17 protein-coding genes and 1 tRNA gene are annotated in these 17,772 nt (G+C 68.7%); 11 read left to right on the top strand and 7 right to left on the bottom strand.

Features of this window, described 5'->3' with window-relative positions; translation table 11 throughout:
* Window positions 1-154 precede the first annotated feature (154 nt).
* Complete coding sequence (locus ASG60_RS00845) at window positions 155-1,063, bottom strand: N-formylglutamate amidohydrolase (RefSeq protein WP_056383976.1); 909 nt, start codon at window positions 1,061-1,063, stop codon at window positions 155-157.
* A gap of 220 nt (window positions 1,064-1,283) precedes the next feature.
* Between ASG60_RS00845 and ASG60_RS00840 the strand changes: the two genes are divergently transcribed.
* From ASG60_RS00840 to ASG60_RS00825, 4 genes are all read left to right on the top strand, one after another.
* Window positions 1,284-1,640, top strand: a complete 357-nt coding sequence (locus ASG60_RS00840; RefSeq protein ID WP_003603128.1) for a response regulator — start codon at window positions 1,284-1,286, stop codon at window positions 1,638-1,640.
* An 89-nt stretch (window positions 1,641-1,729) separates the two neighbouring features.
* On the top strand, window positions 1,730-1,990 hold the full coding sequence (gene grxC, locus ASG60_RS00835; protein ID WP_056171797.1) for a glutaredoxin 3: 261 nt from the start codon (window positions 1,730-1,732) through the stop codon (window positions 1,988-1,990).
* Window positions 1,987-2,835, top strand: coding sequence for a carbon-nitrogen hydrolase family protein (locus ASG60_RS00830; RefSeq protein WP_274533790.1), 849 nt, complete (start codon window positions 1,987-1,989; stop codon window positions 2,833-2,835). The genes grxC and ASG60_RS00830 overlap by 4 nt, the downstream gene beginning before the upstream one ends.
* Window positions 2,836-2,854: 19 nt before the next feature.
* Window positions 2,855-3,331, top strand: a complete 477-nt coding sequence (locus ASG60_RS00825; protein ID WP_056171794.1) for a DUF1178 family protein — start codon at window positions 2,855-2,857, stop codon at window positions 3,329-3,331.
* A gap of 5 nt (window positions 3,332-3,336) precedes the next feature.
* On the opposite strand, the gene ASG60_RS00820 is transcribed toward ASG60_RS00825, so the two are convergent.
* Together ASG60_RS00820 and ASG60_RS00815 are read right to left on the bottom strand one after the other, a co-directional pair.
* Entirely contained in the window at window positions 3,337-3,825 is a 489-nt protein-coding gene (locus ASG60_RS00820) for a disulfide bond formation protein B (protein WP_056383974.1), read from the bottom strand.
* Between the two features lies 1 nt (window position 3,826).
* Complete coding sequence (locus ASG60_RS00815) at window positions 3,827-4,408, bottom strand: YqaA family protein (protein WP_056171790.1); 582 nt, start codon at window positions 4,406-4,408, stop codon at window positions 3,827-3,829.
* 146 nt (window positions 4,409-4,554) lie between these two features.
* Between ASG60_RS00815 and ASG60_RS00810 the strand changes: the two genes are divergently transcribed.
* Window positions 4,555-4,639, top strand: a tRNA-Leu gene (locus ASG60_RS00810).
* A gap of 3 nt (window positions 4,640-4,642) precedes the next feature.
* Here ASG60_RS00810 and ASG60_RS00805 read toward each other — a convergent pair.
* Both ASG60_RS00805 and ASG60_RS00800 read right to left on the bottom strand, forming a co-directional pair.
* Window positions 4,643-5,344, bottom strand: coding sequence for a glutamine amidotransferase (locus tag ASG60_RS00805; RefSeq protein WP_056171788.1), 702 nt, complete (start codon window positions 5,342-5,344; stop codon window positions 4,643-4,645).
* 38 nt (window positions 5,345-5,382) lie between these two features.
* Window positions 5,383-6,540, bottom strand: a complete 1,158-nt coding sequence (locus tag ASG60_RS00800) for a ceramide glucosyltransferase (RefSeq protein ID WP_056383972.1) — start codon at window positions 6,538-6,540, stop codon at window positions 5,383-5,385.
* A 159-nt stretch (window positions 6,541-6,699) separates the two neighbouring features.
* On the opposite strand from ASG60_RS00800, the gene ASG60_RS00795 reads away from it, so the two are divergent.
* Window positions 6,700-7,605 (top strand): histone deacetylase, encoded by a 906-nt coding sequence (locus tag ASG60_RS00795; protein WP_056266004.1) that lies wholly within the window; start codon window positions 6,700-6,702, stop codon window positions 7,603-7,605.
* Between the two features lie 3 nt (window positions 7,606-7,608).
* On the opposite strand, the gene ASG60_RS00790 is transcribed toward ASG60_RS00795, so the two are convergent.
* Window positions 7,609-8,187, bottom strand: a complete 579-nt coding sequence (locus ASG60_RS00790) for a TetR/AcrR family transcriptional regulator (protein ID WP_056383970.1) — start codon at window positions 8,185-8,187, stop codon at window positions 7,609-7,611.
* A 226-nt stretch (window positions 8,188-8,413) separates the two neighbouring features.
* On the opposite strand from ASG60_RS00790, the gene ASG60_RS00785 reads away from it, so the two are divergent.
* The 3 genes from ASG60_RS00785 to ASG60_RS00775 are packed head-to-tail and all read left to right on the top strand — an operon-like array spanning window position 8,414 to window position 13,635.
* Complete coding sequence (locus tag ASG60_RS00785; RefSeq protein ID WP_156467412.1) at window positions 8,414-9,439, top strand: efflux RND transporter periplasmic adaptor subunit; 1,026 nt, start codon at window positions 8,414-8,416, stop codon at window positions 9,437-9,439.
* Window positions 9,436-10,518 carry an efflux RND transporter periplasmic adaptor subunit gene (locus tag ASG60_RS00780; protein ID WP_056383966.1) on the top strand — a complete coding sequence of 361 codons (1,083 nt, stop codon included), beginning with the start codon at window positions 9,436-9,438 and terminating at the stop codon, window positions 10,516-10,518. Before ASG60_RS00785 ends, ASG60_RS00780 begins: the two co-directional genes overlap by 4 nt.
* Window positions 10,519-10,542: 24 nt before the next feature.
* Window positions 10,543-13,635, top strand: coding sequence for an efflux RND transporter permease subunit (locus ASG60_RS00775; RefSeq protein WP_056383963.1), 3,093 nt, complete (start codon window positions 10,543-10,545; stop codon window positions 13,633-13,635).
* A gap of 14 nt (window positions 13,636-13,649) precedes the next feature.
* Here ASG60_RS00775 and tsaA read toward each other — a convergent pair whose 3' ends face one another.
* The gene (tsaA, locus tag ASG60_RS00770; protein ID WP_056383961.1) at window positions 13,650-14,141 is read right to left on the bottom strand and encodes a tRNA (N6-threonylcarbamoyladenosine(37)-N6)-methyltransferase TrmO; all 492 of its coding nucleotides are present in this window, start codon (window positions 14,139-14,141) and stop codon (window positions 13,650-13,652) included.
* A 149-nt stretch (window positions 14,142-14,290) separates the two neighbouring features.
* On the opposite strand from tsaA, the gene ASG60_RS00765 reads away from it, so the two are divergent.
* Window positions 14,291-15,760 carry an AMP nucleosidase gene (locus tag ASG60_RS00765; RefSeq protein ID WP_210166257.1) on the top strand — a complete coding sequence of 490 codons (1,470 nt, stop codon included), beginning with the start codon at window positions 14,291-14,293 and terminating at the stop codon, window positions 15,758-15,760.
* A 336-nt stretch (window positions 15,761-16,096) separates the two neighbouring features.
* On the top strand, window positions 16,097-17,755 hold the full coding sequence (locus ASG60_RS00760; RefSeq protein ID WP_244476543.1) for a CHASE3 domain-containing protein: 1,659 nt from the start codon (window positions 16,097-16,099) through the stop codon (window positions 17,753-17,755).
* Window positions 17,756-17,772: the final 17 nt, after the last annotated feature.

Here is a 17,772-nt window from a genome sequence, read left to right as displayed (position 1 = left end):
TGCCCGGCATTATAGGTAAGCGCGCGAGCCGGGCTACTCCTATCCACCGAACGGCTGGCTCGAGGTCACGAAAATTTCGCGCGCCGTGTCGGGCCTTAAAATAATTTTACCTCGGGATCGGGCGGATTTGCCGGCGGCAGGGCGATGGCTCGCTTCACTCCGCCGCCATTCGGCGCGGCGCCCAGTCCTCGACTTCGGCTGCCACCGCCGCGACGACGGTCCGCAGGTGCCACACCAGTTCCGAGAAGCCCGGCCCGAGGGCGAGGCTCGTTTCGTTCATGTAGAGGGCACGGTTGATCTCCACCTGAAGGGCATGGCGTCCGAGATTCGGTTCGCCGTAATGTTCGGTGATGAAGCCGCCCGCATAGGGCTTGTTGCGCAGGGTGCGGAATCCACGGGCACGAAGGTGGTCCTCGAACGCCCCGATGAGCTCGGGCGCGCAGGCGGTGCCGAACCGGTCGCCGAGGATGAAGTCGGCCCGTGCGGACTCGTCCCGGCCGAGGCTCGAGGACGGCATCGAATGGCAATCGATGAGGATGGCGTGGCCGAAATCGCGGGCGGTGCGCTGGATCAGTCCGCGAAGGGTGCGATGATACGGTTTGTAGAGAGTCTCGATCCGGGTGACCGCGTCCTCCACCGGTAGGCGTCCGCGATAGATTTCCTGTCCGTCGGCGACCACTCGCGGCACGGTGCCGAGTCCGCCGGCCACCCGCATGGAGCGTGTGTTGGCGAACGCCGGCAATCGCCCGTCGAACATGCGTGGGTCGAGTTCGTAGGGCTCGCGGTTCACGTCGAGGTAGGCCCGGGGGAAGTGCGCGCTCATGAGCGGCGCGCCGAGATCCACCACCGGCGCAAACAGCCGGTCGACATGCGCGTCCTCCGACCGACGCAGGGTCAGAGCGTCGAGGCGTGAGGCCTCGACGAAGGCGCGCGGGTACACGGCCCCGGAATGGGGCGCATTGAACACGAAGGGGAGGGTGTGGGCCTCAGGCTCGTCCACGCGGAAGGGCGGGTCGAACCAGGGATGTTCCGGAGGATCCGGAGGGGAGAGCGGTTCTGTCATCGCGGCGCGGGCGCCTCGGTCCGGGCGGGAAAACGCATGGCCCCACTGTGCGGGGCCGTGCGGGCCGTGTCTACCGTCACGGCGCCCGTCGCCCGCAGGCCACGGTGCCGTCGCACACCAAGCCCGGGGGGGCGGCCGGCGTCCGTTGGCAACGTTCTGTTTACCAAGCTGGTGCTTTGTGGAAAGAACACAGCGACTCAAGGGCACAAGGCAACGTTCGATGAAGATCCTCCTCGCGGAAGACGACAACGACATGCGCCGGTTCCTGGCCAAGGCGTTGCAGAATGCCGGTTACGACGTGCTCTCGTTCGACAACGGCCTCTCGGCCTACAACCGGCTGCGCGAGGAGCCGTTCGAGCTGCTCCTCACGGATATCGTGATGCCCGAGATGGACGGCATCGAGCTGGCGCGCCGCGCCACCGAGCTCGATCCCGACATCAAGGTGATGTTCATCACGGGTTTCGCAGCTGTGGCCCTCAACCCGGATTCGAAGGCTCCGAAGGACGCCAAGGTGCTGTCGAAGCCGTTCCATCTGCGCGACCTCGTCAACGAAGTCGAGAAGCTGCTCGCGGCCTGAAAATCGCCTCAGGCCCCGCGGAACGCCGCAGTAGGAAGAGTCTCCGGGCTCGCCTATAAGCGATGTGGAACGCCTTGGGGCCCTGAGACATGAAGCCGGTTACGATCTACACCACCGCCTGGTGCCCTTACTGCTCGGCGGCCAAGAGCCTGCTTCGAGAGAAGGGCATCGTCTTCACGGAGATCGACGTCGAGAAGACGGCCGGCTCGCGCGCCGCCATGGTTCAGCGGGCCGGGGGACGCACCAGCGTGCCGCAGATCTTCGTCGGTGAGAGCCATGTGGGCGGCTGTGACGATCTTTACGCCCTCAACGGCGCCGGCAAGCTCGAGCCGATGGTGTCCGCCTCGTGACGGACGCATCCCGCTTCGTCGCCGCCTGCGTGCAGATGCGCTCGGGACGCGACCCCCTCGCCAACCGCGACGCGGCGGTCGCCCTGGTGCGCGAGGCGGCGGATGCGGGTGCCGATTACGTGCAGACCCCCGAGATGACCTCCCTGGTCGAGCGCAGTAAGGCAAGCCTGTTCGAGAAGGTCACCGGCCAGGACGAAGACCCGACGCTGGCGGCCCTGCGCGAGGTGGCGCGGGAGCGCGGCCTCGTCGTCCAGATCGGGTCGCTCGCCGTGCGCAACGGTGACAAGATCGCCAACCGTGCCTTCCTCATCGATGGGCAGGGGGCGATCACCGCGTCCTACGACAAGGTCCATCTCTACGACGTCGATTTGCCCAACGGCGAGCGCTGGCGCGAATCCGCCACGTATACGGGAGGAGCCTGTGCGGTGGTGGCCGATACGCCGTGGGCACCCATCGGCGTCACCATCTGCTACGACATCCGCTTCCCGGCCCTGTTCCGGGCGCTGGCCGAGGCCGGCGCCACGATCCTCACGGCGCCGGCGTGTTTCACCCAGCAGACCGGCGAGGCCCATTGGCACGTGCTGCACCGGGCCCGCGCCATCGAGACGGGATCGTTCATGATCTCGGCGGCGCAGGGCGGCCATCACGAGGACGGGCGGGACACCTACGGCCACTCGCTCATCGTCGATCCCTGGGGCAAGGTTCTGGCCGATGCCGGCGGGAACGAGCCCGGGGTGATCCTGGCGGAGATCGACCTGTCCCGCGTCACCGACGCCCGTGCGCGGATTCCGGCCCTCCTGCACGCCCGGCCGTTCACCGTGGAGCGGATCGGGCATTCCGCCTGATCCCGACCCGAGTCCGCCCATGATCCGGTATACCCTCGTCTGCGATGGCAGCCACGCCTTCGAGAGTTGGTTTCCGTCGAGCGAATCCTACGACGACCAGGCCGCGCGTGGGCTGGTGGCGTGTCCGGTCTGCGGATCCGCGCGGGTGGCCAAGGGAATGATGGCCCCGGCCATCGCCCGCACCGATCGTGCGGTGGCTCGCAGTCCCGCTGCCGATGTGCCCGAGGTGGCGCCAGTCCCCGCTCCTGCGCCGACACCCGTGTTCTCGGAGCCCGAACAGCGCGTTCGCGCACTCATGCGAGCCGTGCGCGAGCACGTCACCAGCACGGCCGACGATGTCGGCACGGCGTTTCCCGAGGAGGCGCGCCGGATGCACTACGGCGAGAGCCCGACCCGCCCGATCTACGGCGAAGCCAGCCTCAAGGAAGCTCGAGCCCTCGTCGAAGAGGGTATCGAGGTGGCGCCCCTGCCGCCGGCCCCCGACGACCGGCACTGACCCCATCAGCGCTTCGCGGCGGCCGTGCCCGAAATGGACGCGAGGACGAACGCCACCACGGCGTTCCAGCCGGCGAGCGAGACGCCCAGGAACCGCCAAGCGGCGGTGGAGCAATCGGCCACCCGCGTGGTCTCGAGGGTCGCGCGGAAATCCGTGACCGTGGCGGGTGCCGCCCCGGTACCCCCGCCGCAATCCGTCGGACCGGCCCAGAGCGCCCACTCGGCGCCGGCGTGATAGACGCTCAACCCGGCGCCGTAGAGCAGCCCGAGGGCGGCCAGGCCCAGGGCAACGCGGCTCAGGCGTTCCGGAAGCACGAGGGCGAGGATCCCGAGGGGGATCGCCGCGTAGTACGGAATGCGCTCCTCGAGGCAGAGCTTGCACGGCACGTAGCCAAGCACGAACTGGAAATAGAGCGCCGCCGCCAGGGTCACCACCGCGCCGACGGCGAGGATCAGGGCGCTCCGGCGCAGGCGCAGCAGGGTCGCGTAGTTCATCTTACAGAAGCACCTTGAACAGGACGAAGCCGAGGATGATCACCGCGACCGCGATGGCTGCGACGACGTTGAGGTGCCGGTCGAGCACCCCGCGGATCTGAACGCCGTAGCGCCCGAGAAGTCCCGCCAGGAGGAAGAAGCGCGCGCCCCGGGTGACGAGGGACAGAACCACGAACCAGAACAGGTCGTAATGGGCGAAACCCGAGGTGATGGTCACGAGCTTGAATGGGATCGGGGTCAGCCCCTTCAGCAGGATCACCCAATGGCCGTACTCGGCGTAGGACGCCTGGAACGTCGCGGCCTTCTCGGACAGGCCATAGACCCGGAACACCCATTGGCCGACGGAATCGAACAGCAGGGCGCCGATGGCGTAGCCGAGCACGCCGCCGGCCACCGAGGTCAGGGTGGTGATGAGGGCGTAGAACCACACCCGGTCGGGCCGGCTCACCGCCATGGGCACCATCATCACGTCGGGCGGTACCGGGAAGAACGAGCTCTCGGCGAACGACACCGCGCCCAGCGCCCACGGCGCCGACGGCTTGCCCGCGAGCGCGAGGATCCATTCGTACAGGCGGCGGATCATGGACGGATCATGGGCTTGGCGGAATCCGGATGGATGGGGTGGAAAAGCACTGCCCTTTGAGCATAGGCCAAAGGGCGTGGCGAGCACGCGGCCGTGGAAAATCGCCACTGGCTTGAATCACGAAGGTGTGCCATGAGGCGTGCATCGCGGGCGTGGTGGAATTGGTAGACGCGCCGGACTCAAAATCCGGTTCCGCAAGGAGTGTCGGTTCGATTCCGACCGCCCGCACCATCGTCACGCTCCGGTCTCCAGAAATCGCCTGATCCAGCCGCCGAGGCGTGGTCCGTCGTTGGCTCGCGCCAGCGAGGCGAGGGCTGCTGCGTGCACCGCCGGCTCGTGCGGTACCGCAGGGCTGTGGCCGGCGACGAGGGCTAGGGCGTAGTCGGACGCGAATTCCGGGTGGACCTGGAACGAGATTGCGCGCCGGTCGCGGTAATTGAGGATGCCGTACGGCGTGAAGCTGCTGCCCGCGAGGGTCAGGGTGCCGGGCGGCGGCTCCAGAACCTGATCCTGATGGATCGCCGGGACGGCGATTTCGGTGACGTCGTCCATCCAAGCGGCACGAGCCCGGACCCGGTAGGTGTGCAGGCCGATGCCCCAGCCCTTGGGCGATTTCGCCACCCGCCCGCCGAAGGCGGCGGCCATGACCTGATGACCGAAGCAGATGCCCACCAGCGGCGTTTCGGGCGGCACCGTGCGCAGGAACCCGATGAGGGCGGCGATCCAGGGCAGCGGTTCGTAGACGCCCGCCGGGGACCCGGTGATGAGGTAGGCGTCCTGCTCCGAGGGGCCCGCCGGAAGGGTCCCACGCGCGACGGCATAGTGCGTATAGGCATGGCCGGGCCCGACGAGATCGGCCACCATCCGCCCGTAGGACGGGTAGCGGTCACTCAGGCGCTCGGGCGGATCGCCGGTCTCGAGGATGCCGATCTTCATGACGGGCGGCTTACCAGGGCGCCGGCCGCACCGGAAGCTCAGGCCGCCGTCACCCGGGTGCTCAGGCGGGCCGGTGCCTTCGGTCGGATATCCATGGGGTTGCCGCGCCAGAGAACCGCGCCCCGCATCCAGGCGCCGATCCAGATCACCGGGAAGACGGCGTCGCGGACGAGGAAGGCGAGGAGAAGGCGCGGGCCACGATACCATCCAGCTCGAACCGCGAGGCCGTACTCCGCGCTGTACCAGAGGGTGGCCAGAGCGCACAGCCAACCCGCGAGGGTCGTCGATGGAACCGACAGGAGGGCGATGCCGAAGGGCAGGACCGGACCGGTGCCGATCTCGGGTGCGAAGAACGCCGGAAAGGTGACGCGGCGCAGGCGCGCCCAGCGCAACTGGCGCGCCCAGACTTCGGCGGGCTTTCGCCGCCCCAGGGGCTGCTCGAACGGGCTCGCCACGAGATGGACCCGGGCGCCGGCCGCCCGCACGAGCTTCGTCGCCGCCGCGTCCTCGGCGATCTCGGCCGCGAGGGCGCGGATGCCGCCGCGGGCTTCCAGGAACGGCTTGTGCCACAGCATGCTCTTGCCCTGGGCGAAGCCGAGGCCCACGGCCTCGCCTGCATATTGCCAGCGGGCCTGGAGGGTGTTGAGGAACGCGCATTCGATCTCGGCGCAGAAGCCGTCCGGCCGGGCCCCGATGGGCGTCGAGCAGACGAGGCCGGTGTCGTGACGCCATGCCGACTGGAGCCGCTGGAGATAATCCGGTGGCATCAGGACGTTGGAATCGGCCAACACCACCCAGTCGTGACGCGCCGCCTCCCAGCCGCGGACGCAATTGTTGAGCTTCGGATTGTCGCTGATCCGCTCGTCGCCGACGATGAGGCGGGACGGAATCTCCGGGTGAGCGGCCATCAGGCGGTGGAGCAGGGGCACGATGGGGTCGGCCCGGTCGGCCACGCAGAAGATGAGTTCGTAGTCAGGATGCTCGAGGCGAAAGCCCCGGGTGAGCATTTCCTCGCTGAAGGCCTCGAGGCCGCAGACCGGGCGCACCAGGGAGATCGGCGCTTTCGTGGGGAAGATCGAGGCGCCGCGCCGTCCCCCGAGACGCAGACCCGCCAGCCCGAGGCTGGCGAGGTTGATCAGCGTCAGGGCGAGACACAAGATCAGGGCAAGGTCCGTTCCGGTCCAGGCGTCCATCATGTCCGGGTCTCCCGCGCCGAGGCCGACATCGTGCCGCGCCCCGGTCGTCCGAACGGCCCTAACAGCCCCTCGGCTTCAGTCGTATGACAAGGTCTGCGGGATGGGCGGCGTGGGGGCGGGAATGCGGGGGATGGTCCACGGAGCGGAGGCCGCGGGGGCGTGACGGTCCCGCCCATCGTCTATCACCCGGACTATCAGGCGAGCCTGCCGGACGGGCACCGCTTCCCCATGGGCAAGTACCGCCGCCTGTCCGAGATCCTCCAGGCGCGGGGCCTCGCGCCGGGGGGATTCGTGCGTCCCGAGCCGGCGGATGTGGATCTTATCGCCGGGGTGCACGACCGGGCCTACGTCGAATCCGTCTTCGCCCACGACGTCCCGCGCGCCGTCGCGCGGGAGATCGGGCTGCCCGTGGAAGCGAGCGTGGTCGCGCGTTCGCGGGCCTCCGTCGCCGGGACCCTGCTGGCGGCGCGACTCGCCCTGGCGCATGGCCTCGCGGGAAGCGCCGCCGGGGGGAGTCACCATGCCCGCCGCAGCGGCGGGGCCGGGTTCTGCATCTTCAACGATGTCGCCATCGCGGCCCGTACCCTTCACCGGGAGGGCACCATCGCCCGCGCCGTGGTGATCGATTGCGACGTGCACCAGGGCGATGGCACCGCCGATTGCCTGTCGGGCACGCCGGACTTGTTCACGTTCTCGCTCCACGCCGAGAGGAACTACCCGGCCCGCAAGATCGCAGGCGACCGCGATGTCGGCCTGCCCGACGGGCTCGAGGACGCGGCATACCTCGCCGCTCTAGGAGCCCATGTCGGCCCCCTCCTCGATGCGCTCGCTCCGGATCTCGTCTTCTACAACGCCGGCGTCGATCCCCACCGCGACGATCGTCTCGGTCGCCTCGCCCTCACGGATGCGGGGCTGTCCGCCCGGGACCGCTTGGTCGTCGCGGCGGCGCGATCCCGCAACATTCCCCTCGTGGCGGTGATCGGCGGCGGCTACGCAACCGATATCGATGCCCTCGCGGCCCGCCATGCCGGGGTGTTCGAGGCCATGGCGGCGCAGGCCGCCTGAGCGTCACGCCCGGTCCGGGTCGCCTTTGGGAAGATCCCGCGCGAATCGCTCCATGGCGTCGAACAATCGAGCCAGATCCGCACCCTCGATGGTGTGGAAGCCGAGCGTCCGCGTCAGGAGCAGGCCGAGCGTCGCGAAGGTCAGCACCGCACCCGCGCCGGGGCAGCGGGCGACGTCTTCCATCTGGGCGAGGCGGTCCTTCAGGAATGTGTTGAAGCCTGCGAAGGCCTCGGGATTCTCCGCCGATGCCAGCAGGAGGGCGCGGGGAAATCCCTCTTCGTCGGCGTAGACCTGCCGGACATGGGCGATGAGCGCCAGGGGGAGGGCGGCCGGACCGGGTCCCTGAGCCGCCTCGTGGGCCGCGATGCTGTCGCGGATCATCCCGAGCTTGCGCTCGGCCAGCGCCTGGATCAGCGCGTCTTTCGAGCCGTAATGATGCAGCACGCCGCCCTTGCTCAGGCCGGCCTCCGCCGCCACCGCATCGATGGTCAGGGTGCGTGTCCCCACGCGGCGGATCAGGCGCTCGGCCGCATCGAGGATGATCGCCGGGCGGTCTTCGCGCCGCGTGCGCGCTTTGGTCATCACGTTCCTATTTTTAAAAACCGTCTGGACGGTCGGTAAGATAGCCGATAAGGATCGCCACCGATAGGGTCGCGAGAGGGACGAGCGGGAAGCGATGACGGATTTTTCACCGATCCGATCCTGGCCGGCTCTTCTCGGCGCGACCCTTTTCGTGACCGTGGCCGTCATTGCCGCAGTTCCCGTCCCCGCGGCGGCCGACGAGAGCGCTCGTTCTGGCGCGGACAGGATGGCCGGCACCGACAGGAGCCAAGAGCTCGCCCTGGTTCGCACGGTGGTGGCCCAGCGCACCACCATCAGTTCGGACCTCATCTTCACCGGGGACATCGAGGCGCAGTCTCAAGTCAACGTCTCGTTCCGCACCGCCGGCAAGATCGCCAGCCGCCTCGTCGAGGTCGGCGATCACATCCGGGCCGATCAGGTTCTGGCGCGCCTCGATCCGCAGGAGCAGCGGGCCAACCTCGACAACGCGAAGGCGGCGCTGACGTCGGCCGAAGCCCTGCTGACGCAGGCCAAGGTCAGCTTCAAGCGCCAGGAAAGCCTGATGGCCGGCGGCTACACCACGCGGCCGAGCTACGACGACGCCGAGCAGCAGTTGCGCACCACGCAGGCGGCGGTGGAATCCGCCAAGGCGGCCCTCGGCACGGCCCAGGAGCAATTTTCCTACACGGATCTCAAGGCCGGGGTCGATGGAATCGTGCTCAGCCGAACCTTCGAGGTCGGCCAAGTGGTCCAGGCCGGCCAGACCGTGATGGTCATGGCGCAGGACGGCCCGCGCGACGCGGTGTTCAACATCTTCGAGGCGGTGCTGGCGGCACCACCCGAAAGCGAGACCGTCGCCGTCGCCCTCCAGGCCGACCCCAAGGTGACGGCGGTGGGCCGCGTGCGCGAAATTTCGCCGAGCGTGGATTCCGCTTCCGGCACCGTGAGGGTCAAGGTCGGGCTCCAAGCGACCCCGCCGGGCATGAGCCTCGGCGCCGTGGTGATCGGCACCGGCAAGTTCCACGCGCGCCAGGCCATCGTCCTGCCGTGGTCGGCCCTCTACCGCTGGCAGGATGGTCCTGCGGTGTGGGTACGTGATCCGAAGGACGGCACCGTGGCGCCGCGCAAGGTCACCCTGGAGCGCTACGCCCCCGATACCATCGCGTTGGCGGGCGGGATCGAGCCCGGCGAGGAAGTGGTCATCGCCGGCATCCAACTGCTCCGACCGGGCCAGGTCGTCGCCGTCGCCCAGACCCTGGGGGTTGCCCCATGAACCATCACCCCGCTCCTGCCGTCGTGGCTTTCCTCGCGGTCCTCGTCTTGGGGGGCTGCAAGCCGGAGCAGGAGGCCGGTCCGGCCCCTGTTCGCCCAGTGCTGACCACCACGGCCAAATCGGTCGCAACGGAAGTCTTCGGCCCCTTCGCGGGGGTCGTGGCACCGCGCTACCAGTCGGAGATCGGCTTCCAGATCGCCGGACGCATGGTGGCCCGCGACGTGACCGTGGGCGATGTCGTGAAGAAAGGGCAGCGCCTCGCCGCCCTCGATCCCGTCGTGCCGCGCTTCGCCCTGACACGTGCGGAGGCGGACCTCGCCGATGCCGAGGCCCAGGCCGAGAATGCCGGCGCGACGGAGAACCGCCGCCGCAAGCTGCTCGCCGGCGGAAACGTCACCCAGGCTCAACTCGACAGCGCGGTCGCCAGCCGCGACACCGCCCAGGCCCGTCTCGCCCAGGCCCAGTCCAGCCTCCAGAAGGCCCGCGACCAGATCGGCTACACCGAACTCCACGCCGATTTCGACGGCGTCGTCACCGTGCGGTCGGCCGAAGTCGGTCAGGTGCTCAGCGCCGGCCAGGCGGTGCTGACCCTCGCTCGCCCCGAGGAGCGCGAGGCGGTGGTCGACATCCCGGAGGACCTCGTCGGCGCCATGCCGAAGGACGCGGTGTTCACCGTCGCCCTCCAGAGCGCACCCGACGTGACGGCCACGGCCAAGGTCCGCGAGACCGCGCCGTTCGCCGACCGTGTCACCCGGACCCGGCGCATCCGCATGACCCTGCTCGCTCCTTCGCCGGCCTTCCGCCTCGGCTCGACCCTCACGGTCTCCCTCTCGCGGAACGTCACGCCCCGCTTCGTCCTGCCGGCGACGGCACTGTTGAATACGGATGGCCAGGATTCGGTCTGGCTCGTGGACGCGAGCGGCAAGACCGTGACCCGCCGTCCCGTCACCGTGACGGGACGGAACGGCAGCCGCGCCACCGTCACACAAGGCCTGGCCGCCGGCGACCGCGTGGTCGTCGCCGGCATCCATTCGCTGAGCGAAGGCCAGGCCGTGCGCCTGCCCGACGCCACGCCGTAACCGGTCGGAAGCGAGACTGACCCCGTGAAGAACTTCAACCTGTCGGAATGGGCCCTGGAGCACCGCTCCTTCGTCTGGTTCCTGATGCTGATCTCGGTGATCGCCGGCGTGCTGGCCTACGAGAAGCTCGGCCGCGAGGAGGACCCGCCCTTCGCCATCAAGACCATGATCGTGCAGGCGCGTTGGCCCGGCGCCACCATCGGCGACACCCTCGATCAGGTGACCGAGCGAATCGAGAAGGAACTGCAGCAGATCGACGCCGTCGATTTCAGCCGCTCCTACACCACGCCCGGCCAGGCCACGGTGTTCGTGCAATTGCGCGAGACTACGCCGCCGAAGACGATTCCGGCGATCTTCTATCAGGTCAGGAAGCGCATCGGCGACATCCAAGGCACGTTCCCGCAGGGAATGCAGGGCCCGTTCTTCAACGACGAGTTCGGTGACGTGTTCGGCAACGTCTACGCCTTCACGGCGGACGGCGTCAGCATGCGCCAGCTCCGCGACTACGTGGAACGGGTGCGCGCTGCGGTGAAGTCGGTGCCCAACGCCGGGAAGATGATCCTCCTCGGTGCCCAGGACGAGGTGATCTACCTCGACTTCTCCGTGCGGAAGCTCGCGGGCCTCGGCCTCGACATGAATTCCGTGATCAGAACCCTGCAATCCCAGAACGCCATCACGCCGTCCGGTGTGATCCAGGCCGGGCCCGAGCGGGTCTCCGTAAGGGTCGGCGGGCAATTCATCTCCGAGGACAGTCTCAGGGCCATCAATCTGCGGGTCAACGACCGTTTCTTCCGCCTGTCGGACGTCGCGGAGATCTCACGCGGCTTCACCGATCCACCGACCGCCCTGTTCCGCTTCAACGGCGAGCCGGCCATCGGTCTCGCCATCGCCATGCAGCCATCGGGTAATCTCCTCACCTTCGGCCACGAGCTCAAGGCTCGCATGCGCAAGCTCGAAGGAGAGTTGCCCGTAGGCGTCGGCATCCATCTCGTGTCGGATCAGCCCAAGATCGTGGAGGAGGCTGTGGGCGGCTTCACCAAGGCCCTGGTGGAGGCGGTGGTCATCGTGCTCGCCGTCAGCTTCGTCAGCCTCGGCTGGCGCGCCGGCCTCGTGGTCTCCCTGTCGATCCCCTTGGTGCTCGCCATCGTGTTCGTGGTGATGCAGGTGATGGGGGTGACCCTCCAGCGCATCTCCCTCGGCGCCCTCATCATCGCCCTCGGATTGCTCGTGGACGACGCGATGATCACCGTCGAGATGATGGTGGCGCGCCTGGAAGTCGGCGACAACCTCAAGAAAGCCGCGACCTTCGCCTACACCTCCACGGCTTTTCCGATGCTCACCGGCACCCTCGTGACCGTGGCGGGCTTCCTGCCCATCGGTTTCAACGGGTCCTCTGCGGGCGAGTACACCTACAGCCTGTTCGTCGTCATAGCCGCGTCGCTCCTCGTCTCCTGGGTGGTGGCGGTGCTGTTCGCGCCCCTCATCGGCGTGAAGCTCCTGCCGGCGACCATGAAGCACAAGGACCACGACAGGCCCGGTCGCCTGATGCGGATGTTCACGGCGGCGCTGCTCGCTGCCATGCGCTGGCGCTGGACCACGGTGGCGGCCTGCATCGGCCTCCTGGCCGCCGCCATCGTCGGCATGGGCCACGTCCAGCAGCAGTTCTTCCCGGCTTCCGACCGGCCCGAACTCCTTGTCGACATGACGCTTCCGCAGAATGCCAGCATCGCCGAGACCAAGGCCCAGATGGACCGCTTCGAGGCGACCCTGAAGGGCGATCCCGAGATCGCGCGCTGGAGTTCCTATGTCGGTCAGGGCGCCGTACGCTTCTACCTGCCCCTCGACCAGCAGCTCGGCAATGCCTTCTTCGGCCAGATCGTCATCGAGACGAAATCCATCGAAGCGCGCGAGCGCATGAAGACGAAGCTCGAGGCGCTGGCCCGAGACCAGTTCGTGGGCACCGACTTCCTCATCCACTCCCTCGACCTCGGCCCGCCCGTGGGGCGTCCGGTGCAGTACCGCCTCAGCGGTCCCGATCTCCAGGCCCTGCGCGGGCATGCCCTCGCGCTCGCCAACATCGTCGGCGGCAATGCCCACCTCAACGTGCCGACCTTCGACTGGAACGAGCCCGGCAAGGTGCTGAAGGTCGACATCATCCAGGACAAGGCGCGCCAGCTCGGGGTGACGTCCGAGGATATCGCCGGGCTGCTCAACGGCATCGTCGGTGGCCGGGCCATCACCCAGGTGCGCGATTCGATCTACCTCGTCGACGTGGTCGGCCGTGCCCAGGCAGTGGAGCGCAACTCCCTCGACACCCTCCAGACCCTGCAGATTCCGCTGGCCAACGGCAGCGTGGTGCCGCTGCTCGCCTTCGCCACCATCGGCTACGAGCTGGAGCAGCCCATCGTCTGGCGCCGGGACCGCTTGCCGACCATCACGGTCCGCGCCTCCATCGCGGACGGCACCCAGCCCCAGACCGTGGTGACCGAGCTCGACAAGAGTATCACCGCCTTCGGAAAGTCGCTCCCCGACGGCTACACCCTCGCGGTGGGCGGCGCCGTGGAGGAGAGCGCCAAGGGCCAGGGGCCCATCGCGGCGGTGGCCCCCGTGATGCTGCTGACCATGGCGGTGTTCCTGATGATCCAGCTGCAGAGCTTCCAGAAGCTGTTTCTCGTCGCGAGCGTGGCGCCCCTCGGGATCATCGGCGTCGCGGCCGCCCTTCTCCTGTTCGACAAGCCCATGGGGTTCGTGGCGATCCTCGGAATCCTCGCCCTCATCGGCATCATCGTGCGCAACTCGGTGATCCTGGTGACCCAGATCGACGAGTACGAGCGCGACGGGCTGGCTCCCTGGGACGCCGTGGTCGACGCCACCTGCCACCGCATGCGTCCGATCCTGCTGACGGCGGCGGCGGCGAGCTTCGGTCTCGTCCCCATCGCCCGCGAGGTTTTCTGGGGGCCGATGGCCTACGCCATGATCGGCGGCATCCTCGCCGCCACCTTCCTGACCCTGTTCTTCCTGCCGGCCCTCTATGTCGGCTGGTACCGGATCAAGGCGCCGCCGAAGGGCACGCCTCGGAAGACGCATGGCGCCGACGGGCAGGTCCACGCCGCCTGAATTCTTCGGTCAGATCAGTCCGCCCCGGCGCGCGCCACCGTCGCGTCGGGACGCGAATCTGTCGAGGCGTAATACGGCTTAATGTCGAGGAGCGGCGTGCCGTCGCGACAATCGAGGCCGCGGACCCTGACATGGACGCCGTCGATCCCGAGGTTCTCCACCACCGACAGGGCGATGGGGTTGGGCCGGGCCGGCGAGCGAAGCGAGAACGTGCCCCGGCTCCCGTCGGCATGGCGCGGGCGCTGGCGGATGATGTCGCGGGCGGCCTCGTCCATCCAGTAAAGCACGATGAGATGGCTCGCGCCGGAGAGGTTCTGCAAGCCGGGGGTATAGGCCGGATCGAGCACCAGGGTGCAGACCGCATCGGTCTGGAGGCCGTTCTTCGGGCAGTCCCAACGTCCGGGCCACGGCGTGCGGATGCGGCCGATGAAGTACACGCCCGCGTCGAAGGCCTCGGGCAGCGGGATGGTGTCCTCTCCGGGACGGCGTTCGGCGGTCTGCGTCATAGGGAAAGGGCTCCGGCTGAACCGGCATGTCGGATGCTTTGGCACCCCACCGCAACCCTGCGGCCGGTCGCGCCACGCGCGGCGGCGGTGTACAGCCCCGTGTGGGGATTCAGCGAGGAGACACCGTGATCCGCGACGAATTGCGACCGATGGAATCCGTATCCGATCCCGAGACCGCCGTGGACCGGCTCGCCGCCCTACACGCCGGGGCCACGGATGCGCTGCAATCGGCGTTGGCCCGTTACCTCGACGGCGGTCCGGCCCCCGACGCGACGGAGCGGCTCCAATTCCGCTACCCCGAGTTGCGCGTCACCTATCAGCCGTCGGGGCCGATGCCGCAGGTCACCCGCGCGACGGCGAAGTTCCAGGCACCGGGCACCTACGCCACGACCGTGACCCAGCCGGGACATTTTCGCGGGTATCTCCTCGAACAGCTGACGCCGCTGGTCCGCGACTACGGCGCGAGCCTCGAAGTCGGCTTGAGCGCGCAGGAAATCCCGTATCCCTACGTCCTCGAGCCCGGCCTCGATCTCGGGCGAAGCGGAGTCACGCCCCGCGATCTCGCCACCTACTTTCCCGTCCCCCTTCTGTCCGTGGTGGGCGACGAGATCGCCGACGGCCTGTGGCAGGACGCGCCCGACGCGCCGCGCCCCCTGGCCCTGTTCGATGCGATCCGGACCGACTATTCCCTGCGCCGCCTCGTTCACTACACCGGCAGCGACTGGGGCGACGTGCAGCCCTGGATCCTGTTGACGAACTACCATCGCTACGTCGACGGTTTCATCCGCCACGGCCTCGAACGCCTCGCGCGCGGCGACGACGGCTTCGAGCGGATGATCCTGCCCGGCGGCATCTCTGTTTCGCAGGGGGAGGCGGCGTCCGTCGATCCGACGGCGCTCATCGCCGCATCGCCCTGGCACAAGTACCAGATGCCCGCCTATCACCTTGTGGCGCGCGGACCCGACGGCAGCCAGCAGGGCACGACCCTGGTCAATATCGGCGTCGGTCCGTCCAACGCGAAGACCATCACCGATCACCTCGCGGTGCTGCGCCCGCATTGCTGGCTCATGGTCGGCCATTGCGGAGGTCTGCGCCAGTCGCAGACCATCGGCGACTACGTGCTCGCTCATGGCTATCTGCGCCGTGACCGGATCCTCGACGAGCTGGTCCCGCCCGATGTGCCGGTGCCGGCGCTCGCCGAAGTGCAACTCGCCCTCCAGGCCGCGGCCGCCAGCGTCACCGGGGAGGCCAGCGACGCTCTCAAGCGCCGCCTTCGCACCGGCACCGTGGTGACCTACGACGACCGGAACTGGGAACTGCGCTTCTCCCAGGAGCGGCGGCGGATCAACCTGTCGCGCGCCATCGGCGTCGACATGGAGAGCGGCACCGTCGCGGCCCAGGGCTACCGCCTGCGGGTCCCCTACGGCACCCTGCTGTGCGTGTCGGACAAGCCGCTCCACGGCGAGATCAAGCTGCCGGGCGCCGCCAACGCCTTCTACGAGCGTGCCGTCGCCGAGCACCTCCTCATCGGTCTCTCGGCCCTCGATATCCTGCGCGCCGACCGTCACGGCCTGCATTCGCGCAAGCTGCGGAGCTTCGACGAACCGCCGTTCCGCTAGAGCTGCGCTCGACCACGTTGGGCCGGGACACATCGCGAGGCCTGTGTTTTGGCGCGCTTTTTTCCGCCGAACCGGCATCCACTTCGGCGGAGAGCGCCCTCGTGCACCCACGATCGTGCCGGATCGGCGCCGGCCCGAAGCGCTTGCCTGCGGGTGGTTCGCGCAGCGACGCGCCTGCGCTTCTTTAACAAACTTTAGGACGGTTCACCGTTTGGTGAGGCAGGGGTGCGATTGCCGAGGAACCCCATTCTCCCACGGTGCCCGAGACTCGGTGCCGGGGAGGACCTCACCAAGGCAAGTGTCATGTTGGCGCGAATTCGTAACCTCAGAATCGCAATGAAGATCGGCGCGGCCCTCGCGCTGATCGTCCTCGTCGCCGTCGCCTCATCCGTCATGACGCTGCGCAACATGGCTGTCGTCTCGGAAACGGGCCGTTGGGCGGAGCACACCCACGCGGTCCTGGGCGAGATCAGCCGCCTCACCGGTGCGATGGTCGATCGGGAAACCGGCGTCCGCGGCTTCCTCATCTCGGGCGATGACGCGTTCCTGGCCCCCTTCACCGCCGGGACCCGGACGTTCGAGGCTTCCCTGGCCTCGGCCCGCACGCTCACCGCCGACAACGCAGCGCAACAGGAGCGCCTGGGTACGCTCGGTGACCTGGCGCGTCGGTGGCACGACGAGGTCGCCCAGCGCGAGATCCGACTGATGCGCGATCCTGCGACGCGGGAGGAGGCGCGCGGGCTCGAAGCCTCCGGGATCGGCAAGGCAGGCATGGATGCGTTTCGCGCCAAGGCCACGGAAATCGCCGGGGTGGAGTCGGCGCTACTCAAGATTCGCGCCGAGGAGGCCGTTCGGGCGAGCGATGCCGCCTGGCTCACCAGCGTGCTCGGTTTGGCCGGCATGGTGCTCATCGCCGGGTTGGCCCTGGTGCTGCTCCAGATCGGCATCGGCCGCCCCATCGACGGCATGACGCGCACCATGAGCCGCCTTGCCGGCAACGATCTCACCGTCGCTGTTCCGGGGCTCGGGCAGCGCGACGAGATCGGCGCGATGGCGCAGGCCGTGTCCGTCTTCAAGGACACCATGATCCGGACGCGTCAGCTCGAAGCGGACGCCGAGCTGGCCCGCGCCGGGGTCGAAGCCCAGCGCAAGGCCGCCATGCGCGAACTCGCCGAGTCCTTCGAGGGTGCCGTCGGCGGCATCATCACCGCCGTGTCGTCGGCCTCCACGGAACTGCAGGCCACCGCACAGTCCATGACCGTGACGGCCTCGCAGACGAGCAGCCAATCGAATCAGGTGGCCGTCGCCGCCGATCTCGCCGCCACCAACGTCACGATGGTGGCCGCCGCCGCCGAGGAACTCGGAGCGTCCGTGCAGGAGATCGGTCGCCAGGCCGATTCGGCCGCAAGCCTCGCGAGCGGTGCGGTGGAGCAGGCGGCCGAGACTGCGGGTCTGGTCGCGGCCCTGAGCCGGGGCGCCGCCAAGATCGGCGATGTCGTCGGTCTGATCACCACCATCGCGGGCCAGACCAACCTGTTGGCGCTCAACGCCACCATCGAGGCGGCGCGCGCAGGCGAGGCCGGACGGGGCTTCGCCGTCGTCGCCACAGAAGTGAAGGAACTCGCCGGTCAGACGGCGCGGGCCACGGAGGAGATCACGCGCCAGATCGGCGAGATCCAGGCCGCCACCCATCAGGCCGTCTCGGCCATCGACGGCATCGCCGGTCGCGTCCGCGAGATGAGTTCCGTGGCGACTACCATCGCCGCCGCCGTCGAGGAGCAGGGCGCCGCGACCCAGGAGATCGTGCGCAACGTGGCCCAGGCCGCCGTCGGCACCAACGAGGTCACCGCCAATATCGGTGGCGTCGCGACGGCCGCTGCCGGCACGGGCGAGGCCGCCGGCCACGTGCTCACCGCCGCCTCGGACCTCTCGCGCCAGAGCGAGCATCTCGGCTCGGAAGTCGGACGTTTCCTCGCCACCGTGCGGGCGGCCTGAGCCGGCGTCTCCCCCCT

Origin of the sequence: Methylobacterium sp. Leaf469 (assembly GCF_001424745.1) — a bacterium.
GTDB lineage: Bacteria > Pseudomonadota > Alphaproteobacteria > Rhizobiales > Beijerinckiaceae > Methylobacterium.
This window is presented reverse-complemented; position numbering and strand designations above follow the sequence as displayed.